At 60.2% G+C, this 16750-nt stretch carries 15 protein-coding genes and 1 pseudogene; 9 read left to right on the top strand and 7 right to left on the bottom strand.

What is annotated here, in order from left to right; genetic code table 11:
- Positions 1-283: 283 nt before the first annotated feature.
- Positions 284-742, top strand: a complete 459-nt coding sequence (locus MCB86_RS01725) for a hypothetical protein (RefSeq protein WP_045161961.1) — start codon at positions 284-286, stop codon at positions 740-742.
- 37 nt (positions 743-779) lie between these two features.
- On the opposite strand, the gene MCB86_RS01730 is transcribed toward MCB86_RS01725, so the two are convergent.
- Together MCB86_RS01730 and MCB86_RS01735 are read right to left on the bottom strand one after the other, a co-directional pair.
- Complete coding sequence (locus tag MCB86_RS01730; protein ID WP_239609361.1) at positions 780-1868, bottom strand: endonuclease/exonuclease/phosphatase family protein; 1089 nt, start codon at positions 1866-1868, stop codon at positions 780-782.
- Between the two features lie 212 nt (positions 1869-2080).
- Positions 2081-3784, bottom strand: coding sequence for a glycoside hydrolase family 5 protein (locus MCB86_RS01735; protein ID WP_239609367.1), 1704 nt, complete (start codon positions 3782-3784; stop codon positions 2081-2083).
- Positions 3785-4407: 623 nt separating this feature from the next.
- On the opposite strand from MCB86_RS01735, the gene MCB86_RS01740 reads away from it, so the two are divergent.
- Together MCB86_RS01740 and MCB86_RS01745 are read left to right on the top strand one after the other, a co-directional pair.
- The gene (locus MCB86_RS01740; RefSeq protein WP_239609368.1) at positions 4408-5541 is read left to right on the top strand and encodes an aminotransferase class V-fold PLP-dependent enzyme; all 1134 of its coding nucleotides are present in this window, start codon (positions 4408-4410) and stop codon (positions 5539-5541) included.
- A 230-nt stretch (positions 5542-5771) separates the two neighbouring features.
- The gene (locus MCB86_RS01745; RefSeq protein ID WP_239609369.1) at positions 5772-5990 is read left to right on the top strand and encodes a hypothetical protein; all 219 of its coding nucleotides are present in this window, start codon (positions 5772-5774) and stop codon (positions 5988-5990) included.
- A 148-nt stretch (positions 5991-6138) separates the two neighbouring features.
- On the opposite strand, the gene MCB86_RS01750 is transcribed toward MCB86_RS01745, so the two are convergent.
- On the bottom strand, positions 6139-7176 hold the full coding sequence (locus MCB86_RS01750) for a UV damage endonuclease UvsE (RefSeq protein WP_239609370.1): 1038 nt from the start codon (positions 7174-7176) through the stop codon (positions 6139-6141).
- Positions 7177-7364: 188 nt separating this feature from the next.
- Between MCB86_RS01750 and MCB86_RS01755 the strand changes: the two genes are divergently transcribed.
- The gene (locus tag MCB86_RS01755) at positions 7365-9341 is read left to right on the top strand and encodes an ATP-dependent helicase (RefSeq protein WP_239609371.1); all 1977 of its coding nucleotides are present in this window, start codon (positions 7365-7367) and stop codon (positions 9339-9341) included.
- Between the two features lie 104 nt (positions 9342-9445).
- Complete coding sequence (locus MCB86_RS01760; protein ID WP_239609372.1) at positions 9446-10066, top strand: glutathione S-transferase; 621 nt, start codon at positions 9446-9448, stop codon at positions 10064-10066.
- 6 nt (positions 10067-10072) lie between these two features.
- Here the strand turns inward: MCB86_RS01760 and MCB86_RS01765 are convergent, their stop codons facing one another.
- Positions 10073-10957: a LysR substrate-binding domain-containing protein gene (locus MCB86_RS01765; RefSeq protein ID WP_045162073.1), complete on the bottom strand. Its 885-nt coding sequence runs from the start codon at positions 10955-10957 to the stop codon at positions 10073-10075.
- Positions 10958-11074: 117 nt separating this feature from the next.
- Between MCB86_RS01765 and MCB86_RS01770 the strand changes: the two genes are divergently transcribed.
- The 3 genes and pseudogenes from MCB86_RS01770 to MCB86_RS01780 form a co-directional block, all read left to right on the top strand.
- Positions 11075-11710, top strand: coding sequence for an NAD(P)H-dependent oxidoreductase (locus tag MCB86_RS01770; RefSeq protein ID WP_239609373.1), 636 nt, complete (start codon positions 11075-11077; stop codon positions 11708-11710).
- Positions 11710-12021 carry a multidrug efflux SMR transporter gene (locus MCB86_RS01775; RefSeq protein WP_239609376.1) on the top strand — a complete coding sequence of 104 codons (312 nt, stop codon included), beginning with the start codon at positions 11710-11712 and terminating at the stop codon, positions 12019-12021. The genes MCB86_RS01770 and MCB86_RS01775 overlap by 1 nt, the downstream gene beginning before the upstream one ends.
- Positions 12018-12179 (top strand): annotated as a pseudogene (locus tag MCB86_RS01780) (amino acid ABC transporter ATP-binding protein); the annotation flags it as partial. The gene MCB86_RS01775 and the pseudogene MCB86_RS01780, both read left to right, overlap by 4 nt.
- A 6-nt stretch (positions 12180-12185) precedes the next feature.
- Here the strand turns inward: MCB86_RS01780 and MCB86_RS01785 are convergent.
- The 3 genes from MCB86_RS01785 to MCB86_RS01795 all read right to left on the bottom strand — a co-directional run bounded on the left by MCB86_RS01785 (position 12186) and on the right by MCB86_RS01795 (position 15492).
- Complete coding sequence (locus MCB86_RS01785; protein ID WP_239609378.1) at positions 12186-12947, bottom strand: NAD-dependent deacylase; 762 nt, start codon at positions 12945-12947, stop codon at positions 12186-12188.
- Positions 12948-13078: 131 nt separating this feature from the next.
- Positions 13079-14506, bottom strand: a complete 1428-nt coding sequence (gene phrB / locus MCB86_RS01790; protein WP_239609380.1) for a deoxyribodipyrimidine photo-lyase — start codon at positions 14504-14506, stop codon at positions 13079-13081.
- A gap of 23 nt (positions 14507-14529) precedes the next feature.
- Positions 14530-15492, bottom strand: a complete 963-nt coding sequence (locus MCB86_RS01795) for a 2-thiouracil desulfurase family protein (RefSeq protein ID WP_045161974.1) — start codon at positions 15490-15492, stop codon at positions 14530-14532.
- A 324-nt stretch (positions 15493-15816) separates the two neighbouring features.
- Here MCB86_RS01795 and MCB86_RS01800 point away from each other — a divergent pair, with 324 nt between their 5' ends.
- Positions 15817-16728, top strand: coding sequence for a TIGR01777 family oxidoreductase (locus tag MCB86_RS01800; RefSeq protein WP_045161975.1), 912 nt, complete (start codon positions 15817-15819; stop codon positions 16726-16728).
- Positions 16729-16750: the final 22 nt, after the last annotated feature.

The following is a 16750-nucleotide window of genomic DNA, read 5'->3' on the forward strand; positions in this document are numbered from 1 at the left end:
TGCGATGTGGTTGGGTTCGCCAGCCCCATCCTGTTAGTCGGAGCGTTGCACTGCCTTCTAGCAGCGTAGACTCTCACGGCACCGCAGTCGGAAGGTGGCGGCGAGCGGTAAAACCCTGATACAGCTCGACACGCTCTTGTTGGCAGCCTATTCAGCCAGTCATGACTAATCTTCAGCCATGGGCCGTAAGGCCATTGTTCGAGGATTCGGGTGAGCCGCCTGCGGACGCGGCATCTACTCGTCAGCGAGTGGCTGCGTACCATCGAAAGGCGTGGAGAGGAATATGAAAATTGAACGATTCGAAGACCTCATCGACTGGACCCGCGATACCCACCGAGAGCTTTCCAGATGCCTGGGACGCAGCGCTTTGCGTCACGAAGAACAGCGAGCACGATGGTTGCTGGCCTATCTCGCTGATCACGAAAAGATCCTGGCCAATACCATTGAACGTGTGGAGCGCCACGCCGATCCGAAAGCTCTGCGTACCTGGATTTATGACTACGTGGCGCGCAATCCGGTGATTCGCAGCCAGCCCCAAGCCATGCCGTACGCGGCGATGAGCGTTGAAGAAATTTCCTATGAAGTTTTCACCATTCACAATCAGGTGATGGATCTGTATCGCTCACTGGCACGCCGAGCCGAAATTGACGGTGCGCGGGACCTCGCCAATGATTTGCTGGCGCTCGAGTCTCACGAAACGATGCGTCTGGCGGTGCAGTTCAACCGGGTCGACGAGGTTTGAACGTTGGTCCCAAGTAATAGGGCAGGCGAAACCGGTTTCAGCGCTTTTCCGGCTCAGGCACATCGGATTCGCTGAGGTCTTTCTCACCCATCTTTTGCGCGGCCTCCTGCTCGTCCGCTGCGTCGCCTTGCAGGCTCTGTTGCTCGGAGGCGGGGTCGTACTGCAGTTCGACCAATACGGGGAAATGATCCGAGCCGAATGATGGCAATCGCTGGATACGCACCAGCTGGAAATGGTGGCTATGAAACAAGTGGTCCAGCGGCCAGCGCAGGTACCAGTGCTGGGCATGAAAGCTGTTAATCATGCAACGGCCGACTCGCGGGTCGAGCAATCCGCTGATTTTGCGGAACAGGCGTGTGTTGGCCGACCAGGCGACATCGTTGAGGTCACCTGTCACGATGATCGGTGTGTCGGGCTCGTCGTCCTGAACGCTTTTGGCCACCAGCAGCAGCTCGATATCGCGTTCGGTGGATTCGTCGTTCTCCGTGGGGCTGGGTGGCGCCGGATGCAGGAAATGCATGCGGATCGCCAGCCGGTCGTTCAGCCGGACCTGCGCATGCATCGATGGGACATCCTCCTCGACCAGAAAGCAGGTTTCGGCATTTTCCAGCGGCAGTCGCGACCACACATGCATGCCATAGAGGTTGTCGAGCGGACATCGGATGCAGTGGGGATATTCCTCGGTCAGCTCTTCGAGCTGCGTCTCCCACCAGTCATCGGTTTCGAGCGTCACCAGTACGTCGGGTCGATGTTCGCGGACCAGACTTTTGAGCATGTCGGCCTGACGGTTCGGCATCAGTACATTGGCCGCCATGACACGGATACGAGGTCTGTTGCGACTGGTGTCGGCGGACTTTACTTCGGGCCGCCATAACCGGGTGTACGGAATGATCCACCAGGCCTGGTAGCCGAGACAGCCGGCAGCTGCCAGCGAGATCAGGATCTGCAGCGGCTCGGAGTAAGACAACAGCAATGCCTGGGCCAACAGCAGTACCAGGGCCAGTGCGCACAGCTGCAAGCGAGGGAAATCCAGCCCTCGCACCCACCAGGCGGGATGCTTCCAGAGTGGCAAAAGGGTCAGTACGACGAGCAGGCCCGTCGCTCCCAACAAGATGCCTTCCGTCATACCCGATCCTCGGCGTTTTTCAGGTCGACGTCATGCCAACCTTTCCGGTACCTGAAACCAGGCACAAGGAATTCGTCCCATTGACCATTGAATGGTTCCGTTTGCCTGAGGTTGTGGTGAACAAGGGTGGTTTGCAGCGAGCGCGAGACCGGGCGCAAAAAAGGCCTGGCACGCAATACGTGGCAGGCCCTCAATGACGTATTTGCAGAAGGTTACATCGGTTCGCCAATCGCAGCGCAACTATTCGGTGTATTGGCGTGCTTGCGCAGAACCGGCAGTTGGGGCTGTTCAGCGCCCCCCGATACGTCGAGCGCGAGGATGTATTTGCCCCACCATGGGCCGCCGGCCCAGTACGTGAGCGGCACGCAATTCTCGCGCAAATAACCGAGGAGATTGTCCATGGCGACGATCGCGTCGGGCGCATAGTTCGGTACGCCCATCTCGCCGATGAAACCGCGCAGATTGTTGGTTCGCAGCCAGTCCACGAAGGGTTTGGCGCGGTTGATTCCCAGGTCCGGCGCGAAGGTTTCGGTCTTGTCGATGTACAGGCCCGAGGTGTCGCGGTCCAGATACATATGGGCTTCGAAGATCAGCTTGTTCGCAGGGTCGCGCATCCAGGGATCGGCAATCAGTTGAGTATTGGACTGAGGCCAATGCCATGCGCTGGAGAAACGGTCGCCGGCAACGTAGATCCAGTGGGTCTTGTCGACCTTGCGAATTTCCTTGGCCGCGGCCAGTGCCGCTTCAGGCCAAAGCCCCTTGGTGTTCGGCTCGTTCATCAGACCGTAACCGCTGAGCGCTGGGTGGCTACCGACCTTCTGCGCGATGCGTTTCCAGGTGTTGGCGAACGACGGGATGGGCACCGTCTCGGAGCCAATCGGCTGCTTGTAGTAGCGGTAGTAGTTATGCATGTCGAGCACGACCTTGACCCCGTACTTCTGCGCGAAATCGAGCGACTGGGTCAACAGTGCCACTTGCGCGGCGTCGAGCTCCGTATTCAGCCGCGGTTGTATGCGTTCCCAGAGAAACGGCAGGCGAACCAGCTTCAGGCCTTGCTCGGCGTACTTCTTGTAATACGACTCGGCCGGATAGATGTAATTGGTGCCGTGCTTGCCGGGCAGCACAGAAGGCCCGAAAGCGGCCCCGGACAGCGCAACGCCTACCAGCTGCACCGGACCGGACGCAGGCAGCACTGCTTCTGCGACCGGAGCGGAAGGCGCGGCGGGCTGAATCGTTGGCGCAGCCACCAGGCTGAGCTTGTTCGGATAGCCCACCACGTTGCCGTCGAGCGCAGGACCGCTCATGAACACGCTCAGAGCGCCGCTGGCGGGCTTGACCGAGGTAATCGTGCGGACCCGGCCGTCCGCCGTGCGCACCGACGCGCCCGCTACGAAAGCGGCCCTGTTTTGCGCGGTGGCCGCGACCGATACGCCAGCAGAGGCGCGCCAGGAACCGTTCAGCCAATACGTGTTGGTGAATTTGTTGATCAGCGCGGCGTAGCTTGGCGCAGCGACTGCGGTGTTGCTCGGCGCGGTTGTAACCGGCGTTGGGGCGGGTACGTTGCTAACACTGAGTCGGTTGGGATAGCCGACCACCGCCCCATTCAGTGCTGGGCCGTTCATGAATATCGTCAGCGCACCGCTGGCGGGCTTCACCGACGTGACGGTACGTATCTGGCCGTCGGCTGTCCGTACGGCGGTGCCGACACGAAATGCCGCAATGTTCTGCGCGGTAGCGGCGACCGAAACACCCGCCGAGGCACGCCAGGAGCCATTCAGCCAGTAGGTATTGGTGAACTTGTTGATCAGCGCCGAGTAGGAAATTGCCGATGTGCTGGTGCCGTTGACCGTGGCTGCTTGAACATCGTTGGCGCCAGGGCAGAAGCCCAACAGTGCGGCTAGGGCGATGGCGGACATGAGGCCTTTGCGGACGCTCGGAAAAGCTGTGATGGGCATTTGACTCACCATGACAATGAACTTTCAAACGCAAAAAGCGCGGCGTTTAAATGAAGACGGGATATCGAGAACAGCGCTGTGAAAGCAGGTGAAATCCCACAGGCAGAACGAACCCTTTGGCGAAACAGAAGAGCGGATGGGTGCAGTCCCGCTTCGTTGGGTAGCTTTATAATTTGTTTTATAAATAGATGGAACTACGTTCGACCGGATACCGACGTCAATAATACGTCCGGTTGTCTGGGTGTGATCGCTTTGATATTGAAAGGCTACTATTAGGTGCGGTCTGAGCCAGCTAAATCTGGCGCCTGGTTAATTAATGGCGCCATTTTTTTGAACATTGATAACGTGTTGATCAACCGTTAATTGATGCAAATCCGACAAACGGTAAGTTGATGTTTGAACTTATCCGAATCGGCTCGATTGATTCCGTGCTCGCCTCGTTCGCATGATCGGCGAGATGGCTTCATAACGACTTTGTCTTTTCGTTGCGGCGGTGAGCGAAGAACCAAGGATTGGTAGTGCTTGTAAAGCGGTCGGGCTTCGGGCAGGGTCGAAGTCAGCTCTCTTGTTGCGGAGTCATCTCCATGTCGGACCTTTACCCGCTCGTCGACCCTGATGGGCTGATCGAATATTCGGTCGTCTTCACGGACCGCTCGCTGAATCACATGTCCCGGTCGTTCCAGACCGTGATGACCGATATTTCCGCCACCCTCAAATCCGTTTACAACGCCCAGGCGGTGGCGGTGGTGCCCGGCAGCGGCACGTTCGGCATGGAAGCGGTGGCACGCCAACTGGCACATGAGCGCAGCTGTCTGGTGATTCGCAATGGCTGGTTCAGTTATCGCTGGACCCAAATCTTCGAGATGGGAGGTATTCCCTCGCACGCCACCGTGCTCAAGGCGCGACCGCAAAGCCAGAGCCCCCAGGCTGGATTCACGCCCCCGCCTATTGACGAGGTGGTTGCCACCATTGCTGCACAGAAACCGGATCTAGTGTTTGCGCCGCACGTGGAAACCTCGTCTGGAATAGTCCTCCCGGACGACTATCTGCGGGCTGTGGGCGAGGCCGTGCATGCGGTTGGCGGTTTGTTCGTGCTGGATTGCATCGCCTCCGGCGCGCTCTGGGTGGACATGCAGGCCAGCGGTGTCGATGTGCTGATCAGCGCGCCGCAGAAGGGCTGGAGCGCATCACCTTGCTGCGCATTGGTGATGCTCAGCGAGGCGGCCCGGTTGCGTGTCGAGGCAACCCAGAGCAGCAGCTTCGCATGCGATCTGAAGAAGTGGCTGCAGATCATGCAGGCCTATGAGCAGGGCGGGCATGCCTACCACGCGACTATGCCGAGCGACGCCTTGGCGCGGTTTCGTGACGTCATGCTCGAAACCAGAGGCTATGGTTTCGAGCAGCTTCGTTCGCAGCAGCAGGAGTTGGGTCGCAGGGTGCGGGCGCTTCTTGCCGAGAAAGGTTTCAACAGCGTTGCGGCGACTGGCTTCGAGGCGCCTGGTGTGGTGGTGTGTTACACCACCGACAGCGGAATCAAGAATGGCAGCAAGTTCGCGGAGCAAGGGCTGCAGATCGCCGCGGGCGTACCGCTACAGTGCGACGAACCGGCTGACTTCCAGACCTTCCGCATCGGCCTGTTCGGACTGGAAAAGCTAAGAAACCTGGACCGTACCGTCGAGATTCTGCAGCGCGCGTTGGGGAAGATTCTCGGCGAGTAACAGGCGGCTCGTTCGATCATCGATACGTCGCCGTATGCCACCGAAGCTGGGCGACGATGGAGTTGGCAACCCTCCTCGAGCCGTTTGGCTTCGTTCGAGCTGTTGGGAAAAATCGCTGGAACCTGCGTCCTAGACACATTTTTGAAACAAAATTGTGTTTGCGCATGTGCTCAGGGTAGCTACGCTGAACCTTATACAAGGCTTACTACAACAACAAAGAGGGGCTCAGTATGATCAACAACCAGAATGCTCAGGTCGTTGCACTCGAATTGTGGCGCTTCTGTGCACATTGCATAGCCATAATCGTGGTTGTAGGAGCGGTACTTATCGGTTTCCTTGGATCATGGGAGCTCGCGCTGAAGGTCGGTGTGTTGCCGTTACTGGCTTTGGTGGCGGCTGACCTGTTGGCCAAGCGCAGGGAGCAGCACATTCAAGTCAGAAACTCCTGACTTCCATACCCTGCGCAAACCGTCACGTGGGTTGCGCAGGGCTTACACCGAGCGGGAAGCGGCGTCCAGGCAGGCCGGGGCGCAGTGACTGCCGACCATCTTCCCACCTCCCGCAACGATTCCCGCAGGTCCTTGTGTTGCGACGGCTTTACTGGTTTTTGCCGTTGCCCTCGTCCGCTAGGTAATCGGCGTAGTAGCTCAAGGTCGCAAGATTCTTGTCCTTGGCCTCGAACATCATGTCGAACCGGTCGAGAAATTCCCGAGCATACTGATTGGTCCAGTCGTTCCACATGCGCTTGCTATGGCTGTACAAGTCGCGCTTGCTGACCTTTGCCAGCAGAGCCGGCATCTCAAGTTTTTGCTCTGCGTCGAAGCCCAGTTCCATCAGGCTTTCCGGCGGCTGCGAGTAATGCATGGTCGGCCGCACGCCATGCCAGCTGTCGATGATCCGCTCCACCCGTGGGTCGTGCGGGTCGATGTAGTCATCCTCGTTGATCCAGCAGTGGTGGATGTCCAGCACAACTGGCGCCAGATCGGCCAGCGCCAGACAGTCATCGACACCGTAGGTTTTCTCCTCGTTTTCGAAGGTGATGCTGTAGCGGGCCTCCTGGGACAGGCGCGACCATACCGCCCGTATGCCTTCTACACCCAGGCGACCGGCGATGTGAACGTTGCATTTGAAGTCCTGGAACTGCCGGCCGAAGCCCATCATGCGGATCATGTCGGCGTGGTACTCGAACTCCGCCAGGCTGTTTTCCACCACCTGCGGTTTGTCCGAGCCGAGTACGCAGTATTGGCCGGGGTGCAGCGAAAGGCGGATGCCCAGTGACCTGGCAGCGGCGCCGATTCTGGAAAAACCATTCTCGATCATTTTGCGCACGTCGGGCTGGCGGTAGAAGTCTGCGGCTTCGGGGTGGCTGTAGAAGGGCAGTAGATCGCTGCTCAGGCGCAGCATGCGCAACTGTTTTGGCAGCGTGCCGACGTAGTCGAGCAGCCGCGATTGTGCCGTCAGGTTGTGCTCGATGATGTCGCTGAGCTTTTCCCGTGCCACGTCTTGCGACACGCTGTTGAGCCAGCGCAGCGTGGTCGAACGCGGATTGAAGGCGCGTTCGATGGTTTCCAGCTCCTTCAGCGACTCGCTGTGGCCGGGATGGCGGTACATGCAGGCGAAACCGATTCTGAACATAACGACCTGTGGTGAGCAGCACTCCTGAGCCGGGTGCTACAGATGGCTGTCCTCATTAGTGCCCAGACCCCGCATGGCGTGCCGTTAATCTGACGAACGTTAGTTGATAGATCCCTTGCGTGGACGCCAGCCGGCGGCGAAAAACCCTTACCATAACAATCACCTGTTGATGCACCGGTTGGTTTTTCATGTTGTCTGCCGTCAAGCGCTACAAGCTTCTGCTGTCAGGGGCCCTGACACGTTGTTTCCCTCGTACATCGGCTTATTTGCAGTCGGAGGAAGAGTTGGTGCTGCGGCGCTGGCCCAGTGCCACCACCAGTACAGCCAAGCGCGCCACCAAGAAGCCCGGCACCCCGCCGGCCAAGGTCGGTCGCGCGCCCAAGCAATCGGCCGGGGAGAAGACCGTCAAGCCTCGGGTTGCATCGCGCAAGGCTGCTAGCGAAGGCATTTACGGGCCGGCAAAGCTCGTAGTCGACGACCCGCAGGTCCAGGCAATGCGCTTGCGAGTCGGTCGTGCAGTCGAAGCGGGCGTGATCTGTGCGCCTTCGGACGAACAATGGGCAATGATCCTCAGCGATAGCCCGGTGACGCGGATCTTTGCTGGGGCCGGCTCGGGCAAATCCACCACGCTCGTGTTGCGGGTGGTCTTCATGCTCTGTCACATGGGCATCGCGCCAGAGCGGCTGACGGTGATTTCCTTTACCAATGCTTCCTGCGCGCAACTGCGCGAGCAATTGATTCGGGTGCTGGGTTTCTGGAACTTCGATTTCGACCCGGCCAGTGCGCGCCAATGCGTGCGAACCTTCCACTCGGCGATGGCGGTGTTGGCCAAGGACGTGCTGGGCAAGCCGGTCTGGTTCGAGCAATTGGACGAGAAGGGCGCATCACCCACCGACCTGGACAATCCACTGACCACCGCGCGTCTGCGGCCGGCACAGCAGCGTCTGCTGAAACAGGCCTACCAGAACTGCTACGCCGAAGATCAAGATTTCCGTTCGCGGGTGCACGAGCTGCTGCAGCTGCCGTTGCCGGACGAGTCGAAGCGCAAGCGCGTACCCAAAGCGCCGCTCGACAAGTTCAAACTGGTCGGCGAGTTCAGCGCGGTACCGTTGTTCGAGGCCTTCTACGTGCAAGCCGGTTTTATCGAGAGCATCGGCATCCGGATCGAACAGATGCAACCGGACCGGATGGACTGCTCCGCAGCTGAACGTGCGTTCATCGAAGCGCTAGGCCTGTTCTGGCAGCATTTCCAGGCTCTTCTTGAGCGTGAAGGGCTGACCACTTTCAACGGTGCCTTCCAGGGGTTGACTAAACGCTTGGCCGATCGCGGCCTGCCGCCCGCCGCCCTGGCACCGTTCAGCCATCTACTGATCGATGAATTCCAGGACATCTCGCCGCAGATCGTGCAGTGGCTGCAGGCGCTGCATCGTGCGCTGGCCCGCCAGGGCGAAACGGTGAGTCTGATGGCCATTGGCGATGACTGGCAGTCGATCTATGGTTGGCGTGGCAGCTCGCCGGAACTGTTCATGGATTTCGATAAGTACTTCCCCGGGCGCGGCGCGTCGAAGAAGAGCAGGGTGCTGATGCTGGAAACCAACTACCGCTCGATCGAACCCATCATCCGCGATGGCGAGGCAGTGCTGGGCGACGTGGCGTTCAAGCAGGCAAAGACCAGCCAGGCGGCCAAAGCGACGCAGCCGGGAGACCATGGGGTGAAGCTGATCACCCGTTTCGACGTGAAGACGCAACTGCCTGATCTGGTCCGCGAGATCCAGGCCCAGTGCGAACATGTCGGCAAGCGACCGAACGCGGACCGCAATGCGGTATTGGTACTCAGCCGGCGTAACGAACCCTTGCGGGCCATCGAGGCGCAGCTGGACCGCAAGTTGCCGGTCAAGACCTACACCATTCACCGCGCCAAGGGCCTGCAGGCGGAGGTTGCGATTATCGTCGATGACTGCCTGCCAGCTGAGCGTCACCCTCTGCGCAACGCGCTGTATGCCTACTGTGGGTTCTTTCGCAACAGCTACGATCAGGCCATGGCCGACGAGGCTTTGCGCCTGGCCTATGTGGCGATCACCCGTGGCGTCAGTCGGGTGTTCTGGTACACGCACAAGCCCCAGGGTGCAACTCGGCTGCTGGCTGGCCGGGGGAGGAGTCGGTAGCGATATACCGTCCGATGGCGCATCGCAGTGCTAGCTGATGTCACCGGTTTACCGCTAGGGTGCAGGTTTTGGCGCGCAGCGCTGGCGGATGAGAGGGTAGATGCATGGTGAAGCTCTGGGGTCGGATCAATTCAACGAACGTGAAAAAGGCGCTGTGGTGTCTGGAAGAACTCGGTGTGCCCTACACACGCATCGACGCCGGTGGCACCTTCGGCGTAGTCGGTGAGGCCGAATATGCTGCGATGAATCCGAATCGCCTGGTGCCCTGCCTGCAAGACGGCGAGCTGGTGCTCTGGGAGTCCAACGCCATCGTCCGCTACCTCGCCGCGCAATATGGCGCAGAACCGCTATGGAATGCCGATCCGCGCCGGCGTGCCGAGGCGGACAAATGGATGGACTGGGTAACGTCATCCTTGGCCGCACCCTTCCGACCGCTGTTCTGGAACATCGTGCGTACCGCACCGGAACAACGCGACATGGCGGTGGTGCAGGCGGCGCTGGCGGAATGCGGCAAGTTGCTGGCGATCGCCGATCGGACGCTCTCAGAGCAGCCCTATCTGTCCGGCACCTCATTCGGCATGGGCGACATTCCTCTGGGATGTTTCGCCTATGCCTGGTTCGAGATGCCGATCGAGCGGCCGGATCAGCCGCACCTGCGCGACTGGTATGAGCGATTGCAGCAGCGTACGGCGTATCAGACCGCGGTGGTTACGCCGCTAACCTGATCGGGCTCAGCGGCTGCAGGATTCGTTGGTCAGCCAGTCGAGGAAGGCCTTCACGGGTGGGTGGCGCTCGCGGCCGGGGACGCAGAGCGCCGTATAGGAGGCGCCGGACACGGTAATTTCGCTGCGGTAGGGCTGTAACAGCCCCATTGCCAGGCTCTGCGACACCAGCACATTGCTCGCCAGCACCAGACCCTGTCCTGCAATGGCGGCCTGCAAGGCGTAATGCTCCTCGTCATATTCACGCAGCTCGGCGGTGTCCATCCATGTCTCGCCCGCAGCCTCGCACCAGGCTTTCCAGCTGCGATCATAGAGCTGCGAATTGCGCCAGCGCACGGTAATCAGGGTCAGGCGCGTTGGGTCGAGCGACGCCAGCAGGCCCGGTGCGCCATAAACGCCGAAACACTCGTCGAGCAGGCATTGACTGTGCAAGCTGGGGTGATCGTTATAGCCATAGCGGATCACCAGATCGATGCTGGCATCCTGATGCAGATCGAGCAGTTCGGTGCTGGTCTCGACACGCACCTTTATGCCTGGGTGAGCCTGATAGAAGTACCCGAGCCGCGGGATCAACCAGAGTGCGGCGAAGGCCGGCGTCGTGGACAACGTCAGGCTGCCGGTACTGGGTTGGGGGCGCAAATGGTCGACCGTTTGCACGACGTCCAGCAGCGCCCCATGCAGACTGCGAAACAGCCGCTCGCCGCAGTCAGTCAACCGTACGCCGCGGGCCATCCGCTGAAACAACGGTACCCCCAACCAGCCTTCGAGCAGCTTGATTTGATGGGAAACGGCAGTGGGCGTTACCGCGAGCTCCTCGGCTGCTGACTTGAAACTTTTCAGCCGCGCCGCCGATTCAAAGGTGCGTAATGCAGTGAGAGGCAGATTCGCGAACATATCGATGCTCAGGTGAATTGAATTCATTCCGGACGAGTATTGCTCATTTGTCGTCCGGGCTGGCAGCAAATAACTTGGCTCCTACAGCCGCACTGGCGCGGCTTACGGAGGTCACTGATGAAAAAAATTCTAGCTGTGCAAGGTAGCCCACGAGGCGAGCGTTCACACTCTCGGCGTTTGCTCGATCACTTCCTCGAGGCGCTGACAGCCGAGCAGCATGGCGCTGAGATCACGCATCGGGAGGTAGGGCGCGTTTCATTACCCGCAGTAACCGAAGGTTGGGTTGCAGCCGCCTTTCACGACCCCCTTACCCGTTCCTCGACGATGCAGGCGGACCTTGCTCTCAGCGATGAGCTGGTTGATGAGTTGCTCGCCACGGATCGTCTCGTCATCGCCGCGCCCATGTACAACTTCGGTGTTCCCAGTGGGGTGAAGGCCTGGATCGACCAGATCGTGCGCATCGGCCGGACCTTCGACTTCACCCCCGAGGACCCGACGAGCCAGTACAAACCACGGGTCCTGGGTAAGCGCGGGTTGATCATTACCACCCGAGGTGATCGCGGCTACGGTCCGGACGGTGTGAACGCGCACCTCAATCATGCCGATACCCATTTGCGCGATGTACTGGGACTGATCGGCATTACCGACGTCGAGGTGGTCGCAGTGGAAAACGACGAGTTCGGTGGAATGGCATTCGAAGATTCCTACCAGGCTGCGCAGCGACGTCTGGCGCAATTGGCGATGGACTTCTGATGGCCAGCGGCTGGGCATTCCTTCTGCTGGCAGCTGGCTTCGAAGTGCTGTTCGCGATGTCGATGAAGTATGCCGAGGGTTTCACTCGGTTGCTTCCCAGTGGCTTGGTGGTCGTCGGCGCGAGCGCGGGGATTTATTTCCTGACGTTGGCGCTGCGCGATCTGCCGGTGAGCATCGCTTATCCCATATGGACCGGTATCGGCACGCTGGGCACGGTGTTGCTGGGTGCCTTGCTGCTGGGCGAGGCGCTGACGCCGCTCAAGCTCCTGTCGGTCGCACTGATCGTGGCGGGCATTGCCGGTCTCAAGTGATGGTCATCACCCATGAGATGCGCTTCGCCCGTGAAGTGGGCAGCAAGCTGGTGTTCATGCACCACCGTAAGGTGTATGAGGTTGGCGATTCCCGCGAGCTGTTCGCCAATCCGCAGACCATCGAGCTGCAACAATCTATCGGCTCGGTCAGCCTTTAACGGCGCTCAGCGATCCCCGAACGCCTGCGCGACCAGTGCCGGCAGCTGTTCGCCCGCTGGGCCAGCCAAGGTGTATTCCCGTTCGCGGTGCTGCGTATGGGGCAGGGAATTGACGTGGACGATGACCGCCCCGGCACGCCAGGCAAGCCCAGGAATTTCTGCGGCGGGATAAACCATGCCGGAGGTGCCGACCGAAATCAGCAGGTCGCACGTTTCAGCGGCTTGGAAGGCGGCGCTCAAGGCAGCGGCAGGAAGGTTTTCGCCAAACCAGACGACACCGGGACGCAACAGGCCGCTGCAAATGGTGCAGCTTGGCGGTTGCAGCCGACCGCCGCCTTCCGGCTCGTTGGGCATGTCCAGCGGCTGCTTTGGGGATTCGCCACATTTGCAACAGCGCGGCTGATGCAAACTGCCGTGAAGATGAACGACCTCGGTGCTACCGGCGCGCTCATGCAGATCGTCGACGTTCTGTGAAACGAGCGTGAGACGGGGCACCTGTCGGGCCAATTCGGTGATGGCCAGGTGGGCCGCATTTGGCTGAGCCTGCAGGACCTTCATGCGGCGCCATTCGTACCAGCCCCAGACCAGCGCGGGGTCCGCTTGGAAAGCTTCGGGTGTAGCCAGCGAGGTGGCATCGAAACGCGCCCAAAGACCGGTCAGCGAGTCGCGAAATGTCGGAATGCCACTCTCTGCCGAGACGCCAGCACCGGTAAATACCACCACATGGCGGGCTTGGCGCAATGCCTCGATCAGCGGGGCAGGGATCATGGGCTCGGCTCCTGTCGATTGTTCATGGTGAAGCTCTTCGCTTCTCAAGGCGCAATCAAAACACCGCGTCATGTCGATTCCAATCGGTGCTACAAACCGGCATTGGCTTCAGCGCGGCGAGAACGGATGAATCACAGTCGCTCGCCCAGATTCCTGAAGGCGGACAGGGCGCGCTCGCGGCTCGTCGTCAGATCCACGATCGGCAGCGGATATCCGGGGGTGCCGAAGAGCCCGCTGGAAGCGCGCGGGTCGTGGATGTCTCGGTTGCTCAAGTGAGCCAGCTCCGGCAACCATTGCCGCAGAAAGTCACCGTGCGGATCGAATTTGGCCGATTGGCTGAGTGGATTGAACAGGCGGAAGTAGGGCACCGAGTCGGTGCCGGTCGAGGCGCTCCATTGCCAGCCGCCATTGTTCGCGGCGAGGTCGCCATCGATCAGGTGTCGCATGAACCAGCGCTCACCTTCGCGCCAGTCGATCAGCAGGTTCTTGCTCAGAAACATGGCGACGATCATGCGCAGTCGATTGTGCATCCAGCCGGTCGCCAACAGCTGACGCATGGCGGCATCGATGATCGGAAAGCCGGTGCGACCCTGTTGCCAGGCCGCCAACTCGTCGGGTGCGTGGCGCCAGGGCAGGGCCTCGGTTTGGCTACGGAAGGCCCGACCCATCGAAACCCTCGGATAGCCATGGAGGATGTGTTTGTAGAACTCCCGCCAGAGCAATTCGTTGATCCAGGTGACAACGCCCGGATTACCGCTGTCTAACTCGCCCTGGTTCATTGCCAACGCGGCGTGTAGGCATTGTCGCGGCGAAATGACGCCCGCAACCAGGTATGGCGACAGCTGACTGGTACCGGATTGAGCGGGAAAATCGCGACGCTGTTGGTACTCGGCCAGGCCATGCTCGGCAAACGATGCCAAGCGCTTGTGTGCCGCCTCTTCACCTGCGGGCCAGCGCCCACGTAATACGTCGCTGGGCGAGGCGAAATCTGCAACGGCCGTTGGTACCGGATCGCTAGGAACGGGCATCCAGGCTTGCGGGGCGGGCACTGGCAGGCAGCGCGGCAGCGAATGGCTCAGGCGCAAATAGCAAACCTTGCGGAACTGACTGAAGACCTTGAAGCAATCGCCCGCGAGGGTTTTCACACTGCCCGGCGCAAAGAGCAACTGATCCAGGTGCCGCTGAAGTCTCGTAGGGGTATTGCGAAGTGCTTCGGCGGTCGCCTCGTCGCGGCGTTGCTCGTTCACTCCGTACTCATCGTTGATATGCAGGGTGTCGATCTGATACTGACGGCACAGATCGACGATCTGCGTCGGTACCGCCTGCCAGTGTTCCACACGGCGAATCAGTAACGGCACGTTCAGCTCGGCGAGACGCGTGGAGAGCACGCCCAGGTTGCGCAGCTGGAAGTCGATCTTGCACGCGGCGTCGTTATGGGCGAGCCATTGCGCGGGGGTAATCAGATACAGGGCGACGGTGGGACCGGCGTTCATAGCCGCGGCCAGGGCGGTATTGTCGGCAACGCGCAGGTCGCTGCGTAGCCAGAGCAGTTGAGTCATTTCAGATTTGGTTTCCAGTCGCGTCAGATTGCGTTGCGCAGGCTGAGATTCTCGGGGTGCGGCTGCAGATAGGCCTGATTGGCAACATAGCGATCCGGATGCCGGCGAAAGTGATGCTTGAGCAGCGTCAGCGGCACCACCAGCGGCACGACGCCTTCGCGGTATTGAGTGATCAGGTGCTGCAGCTCCTGCTTATCTTCGCTGCCGATGTCACGTTTCAAGTAGCCGCTCAGGTGCTGCAACACGTTGCTGTGGTTGCCGCGCGACGCGGTCTTCTTCAAGGCTTGCATCAATTGGCGGAAGTAGGTGGGAGCGAATTCGTCCAACGGCATCTTGCCGATCGTCGCGACCATCCGACCGAGTGCCTTGTACTGCAATGGATCGGTCGCCATCAGCTGATACTTGTAACGTGAGTGGAAATCCACCAGTGCCTTGCGCGTCAGTCCAGTATCCCGCAGGCGCTGCCATTCGGCGTGGGCGAAGACCCGCGTCAGGAAGTTTTCTCGCAGCACCGGATCGTTGAGCCTGCCGTCTTCTTCCACCGGCAAATCCGGCCGTGCCTGCATGAGGGCGCGCGCGAACAGACCGGATCCGCCGCCATCAACCGGATGACCATTGGCCTGATAAACCTTCACCCGCTCCATACCGCAGGAGGGGGACTTCTGCATCAGGATGTAGCCGCTGAGGTCATCCAGTTCAGCGGCGATCCGCTCGCCGTAGGCGGTTAGCGCGTCGCTGACGTCCAGCTCCGGATGCACGGTACCGACGGCACGAGGATTGGTGGGCTCGCCGACCAGCCGAATCGGCTCGCGTGGTGTACCCAGGCCGATGGCCACTTCCGGACAGATCGGCACGAATTCGAAATGACGAGCCAGCGTTTCGCTGCATAACCGTGATTCCTTGTGACCACCATTGAAACGTACAGGACTGCCCAGCAAACAGGCGCTGATACCAATCTTGATGACAGGACGTGACGGAGTAAGCATTGGGCTGGCCTCAACTATTTATTGTACAGACATACTTATATGTACAATTTTGTCCATTCTAGGTTCGCCTTTGTACAAGTCAATCGTCTCAATGACCTCGCCCGAATGATCATGCGTGGTATCACAGGTTTTTGGATTTGCCGCAAAGAAGCCGGCGGCAACGCCGAGGCGACGATTTTGCGCGGCGGAGTGGGACGGCGCGCCCCACAGTGCGGCTAAAAGCTGTGCATATTAACCCTGCCTGTACAAGGCTATTATCAAGTACATGGCCGTCCAGCCTCCGGGGCAGGAGCGGTCCTTCGCTGAACCAAGGAGGTCGCCATCATGAACATATTGCTGACCGGTGGGACTGGCCTGATCGGGCGAAAGCTCTGCCAGTACTGGCTGGCAGAGGGGCATAAGCTCTGGGTTTGGAGCCGTACGCCGGAGCGAGTGGCCGAGCGCTGTGGCGAGGGGGTGACGGGCGTCGGTCAGCTGCAGGAGATGGATCAAGTTCCGCTGGATGCGGTTATCAACCTGGCGGGTGCACCGATCGCAGATCGCCCCTGGACCCGCTCGCGCCGCCTGCTGCTCTGGAACAGCCGGATCAATCTTACCGAGCAGCTGATCGAATGGCTGTCCGGGCAATTGAAGCAACCGCAGGTGCTGATATCCGGCTCGGCAGTGGGTTGGTACGGCGATGGGGGCGAGCGCGAGCTGAGCGAAGACGATGGCCCTGCCGGCAACGATTTCGCCAGCCAGCTCTGCGGAGCCTGGGAAGAAAGCGCCATGCGCGCGAAGCGCCTCGGAATCCGCGTTGTCCTGGTGCGCACCGGTTTGGTGTTGGCCCGAGACGGAGGATTCTTGCAGCGTCTGATGCCACTGTTCCGGCTGGGGCTGGGCGGTCGTCAGGGTAGCGGCCGGCAATGGATGCCATGGATTCACATAGACGACGAAATCGCCTTGATAGATTTTCTGTTGCGGCAGCCGGCTGCGCACGGCCCCTACAATGCCTGCTCGCCGCAACCGGTGCGCAACGCCGAATTCGCCAAGGCCCTGGGGCGCAGTCTGGGGCGTCCGGCGATATTACCGGTTCCGGCGCTCGCCTTGAGAGGCACGCTGGGTGAGTTGTCCGGGCTGATTCTCGGTGGTCAGAAGGCAATCCCGGCGCGGTTGAGGGCAGCAGGGTTTCACTTTCGCTTCGTCGAGCTGGATGCGGCATTGGCGGACCTGCGCAAGCCGCAGTCAGCTGTGTGAAAATGCGCCGCCCGCGGCGGGT

Origin of the sequence: Pseudomonas sp. KSR10 (assembly GCF_022355455.1) — a bacterium.
In the GTDB taxonomy this organism is placed as follows: domain Bacteria; phylum Pseudomonadota; class Gammaproteobacteria; order Pseudomonadales; family Pseudomonadaceae; genus Stutzerimonas; species Stutzerimonas stutzeri_E.

What these genes read in the sequence shown, in the direction of transcription:
- MCB86_RS01800 (WP_045161975.1), top strand. Translation starts at nt 15,817, where the DNA reads ATGAACATATTGCTGACCGGTGGGACTGGCCTGATCGGGCGAAAGCTC.
- MCB86_RS01740 (WP_239609368.1), top strand. Translation starts at nt 4,408, where the DNA reads ATGTCGGACCTTTACCCGCTCGTCGACCCTGATGGGCTGATCGAATAT.
- MCB86_RS01760 (WP_239609372.1), top strand. Translation starts at nt 9,446, where the DNA reads ATGGTGAAGCTCTGGGGTCGGATCAATTCAACGAACGTGAAAAAGGCG.
- MCB86_RS01730 (WP_239609361.1), bottom strand. Translation starts at nt 1,868, where the DNA reads ATGACGGAAGGCATCTTGTTGGGAGCGACGGGCCTGCTCGTCGTACTG.
- MCB86_RS01735 (WP_239609367.1), bottom strand. Translation starts at nt 3,784, where the DNA reads ATGTCCGCCATCGCCCTAGCCGCACTGTTGGGCTTCTGCCCTGGCGCC.
- MCB86_RS01725 (WP_045161961.1), top strand. Translation starts at nt 284, where the DNA reads ATGAAAATTGAACGATTCGAAGACCTCATCGACTGGACCCGCGATACC.
- MCB86_RS01795 (WP_045161974.1), bottom strand. Translation starts at nt 15,492, where the DNA reads ATGCTTACTCCGTCACGTCCTGTCATCAAGATTGGTATCAGCGCCTGT.
- MCB86_RS01770 (WP_239609373.1), top strand. Translation starts at nt 11,075, where the DNA reads ATGAAAAAAATTCTAGCTGTGCAAGGTAGCCCACGAGGCGAGCGTTCA.
- MCB86_RS01765 (WP_045162073.1), bottom strand. Translation starts at nt 10,957, where the DNA reads ATGTTCGCGAATCTGCCTCTCACTGCATTACGCACCTTTGAATCGGCG.
- phrB (WP_239609380.1), bottom strand. Translation starts at nt 14,506, where the DNA reads ATGACTCAACTGCTCTGGCTACGCAGCGACCTGCGCGTTGCCGACAAT.
- MCB86_RS01755 (WP_239609371.1), top strand. Translation starts at nt 7,365, where the DNA reads ATGTTGTCTGCCGTCAAGCGCTACAAGCTTCTGCTGTCAGGGGCCCTG.
- MCB86_RS01745 (WP_239609369.1), top strand. Translation starts at nt 5,772, where the DNA reads ATGATCAACAACCAGAATGCTCAGGTCGTTGCACTCGAATTGTGGCGC.
- MCB86_RS01750 (WP_239609370.1), bottom strand. Translation starts at nt 7,176, where the DNA reads ATGTTCAGAATCGGTTTCGCCTGCATGTACCGCCATCCCGGCCACAGC.
- MCB86_RS01775 (WP_239609376.1), top strand. Translation starts at nt 11,710, where the DNA reads ATGGCCAGCGGCTGGGCATTCCTTCTGCTGGCAGCTGGCTTCGAAGTG.
- MCB86_RS01785 (WP_239609378.1), bottom strand. Translation starts at nt 12,947, where the DNA reads ATGATCCCTGCCCCGCTGATCGAGGCATTGCGCCAAGCCCGCCATGTG.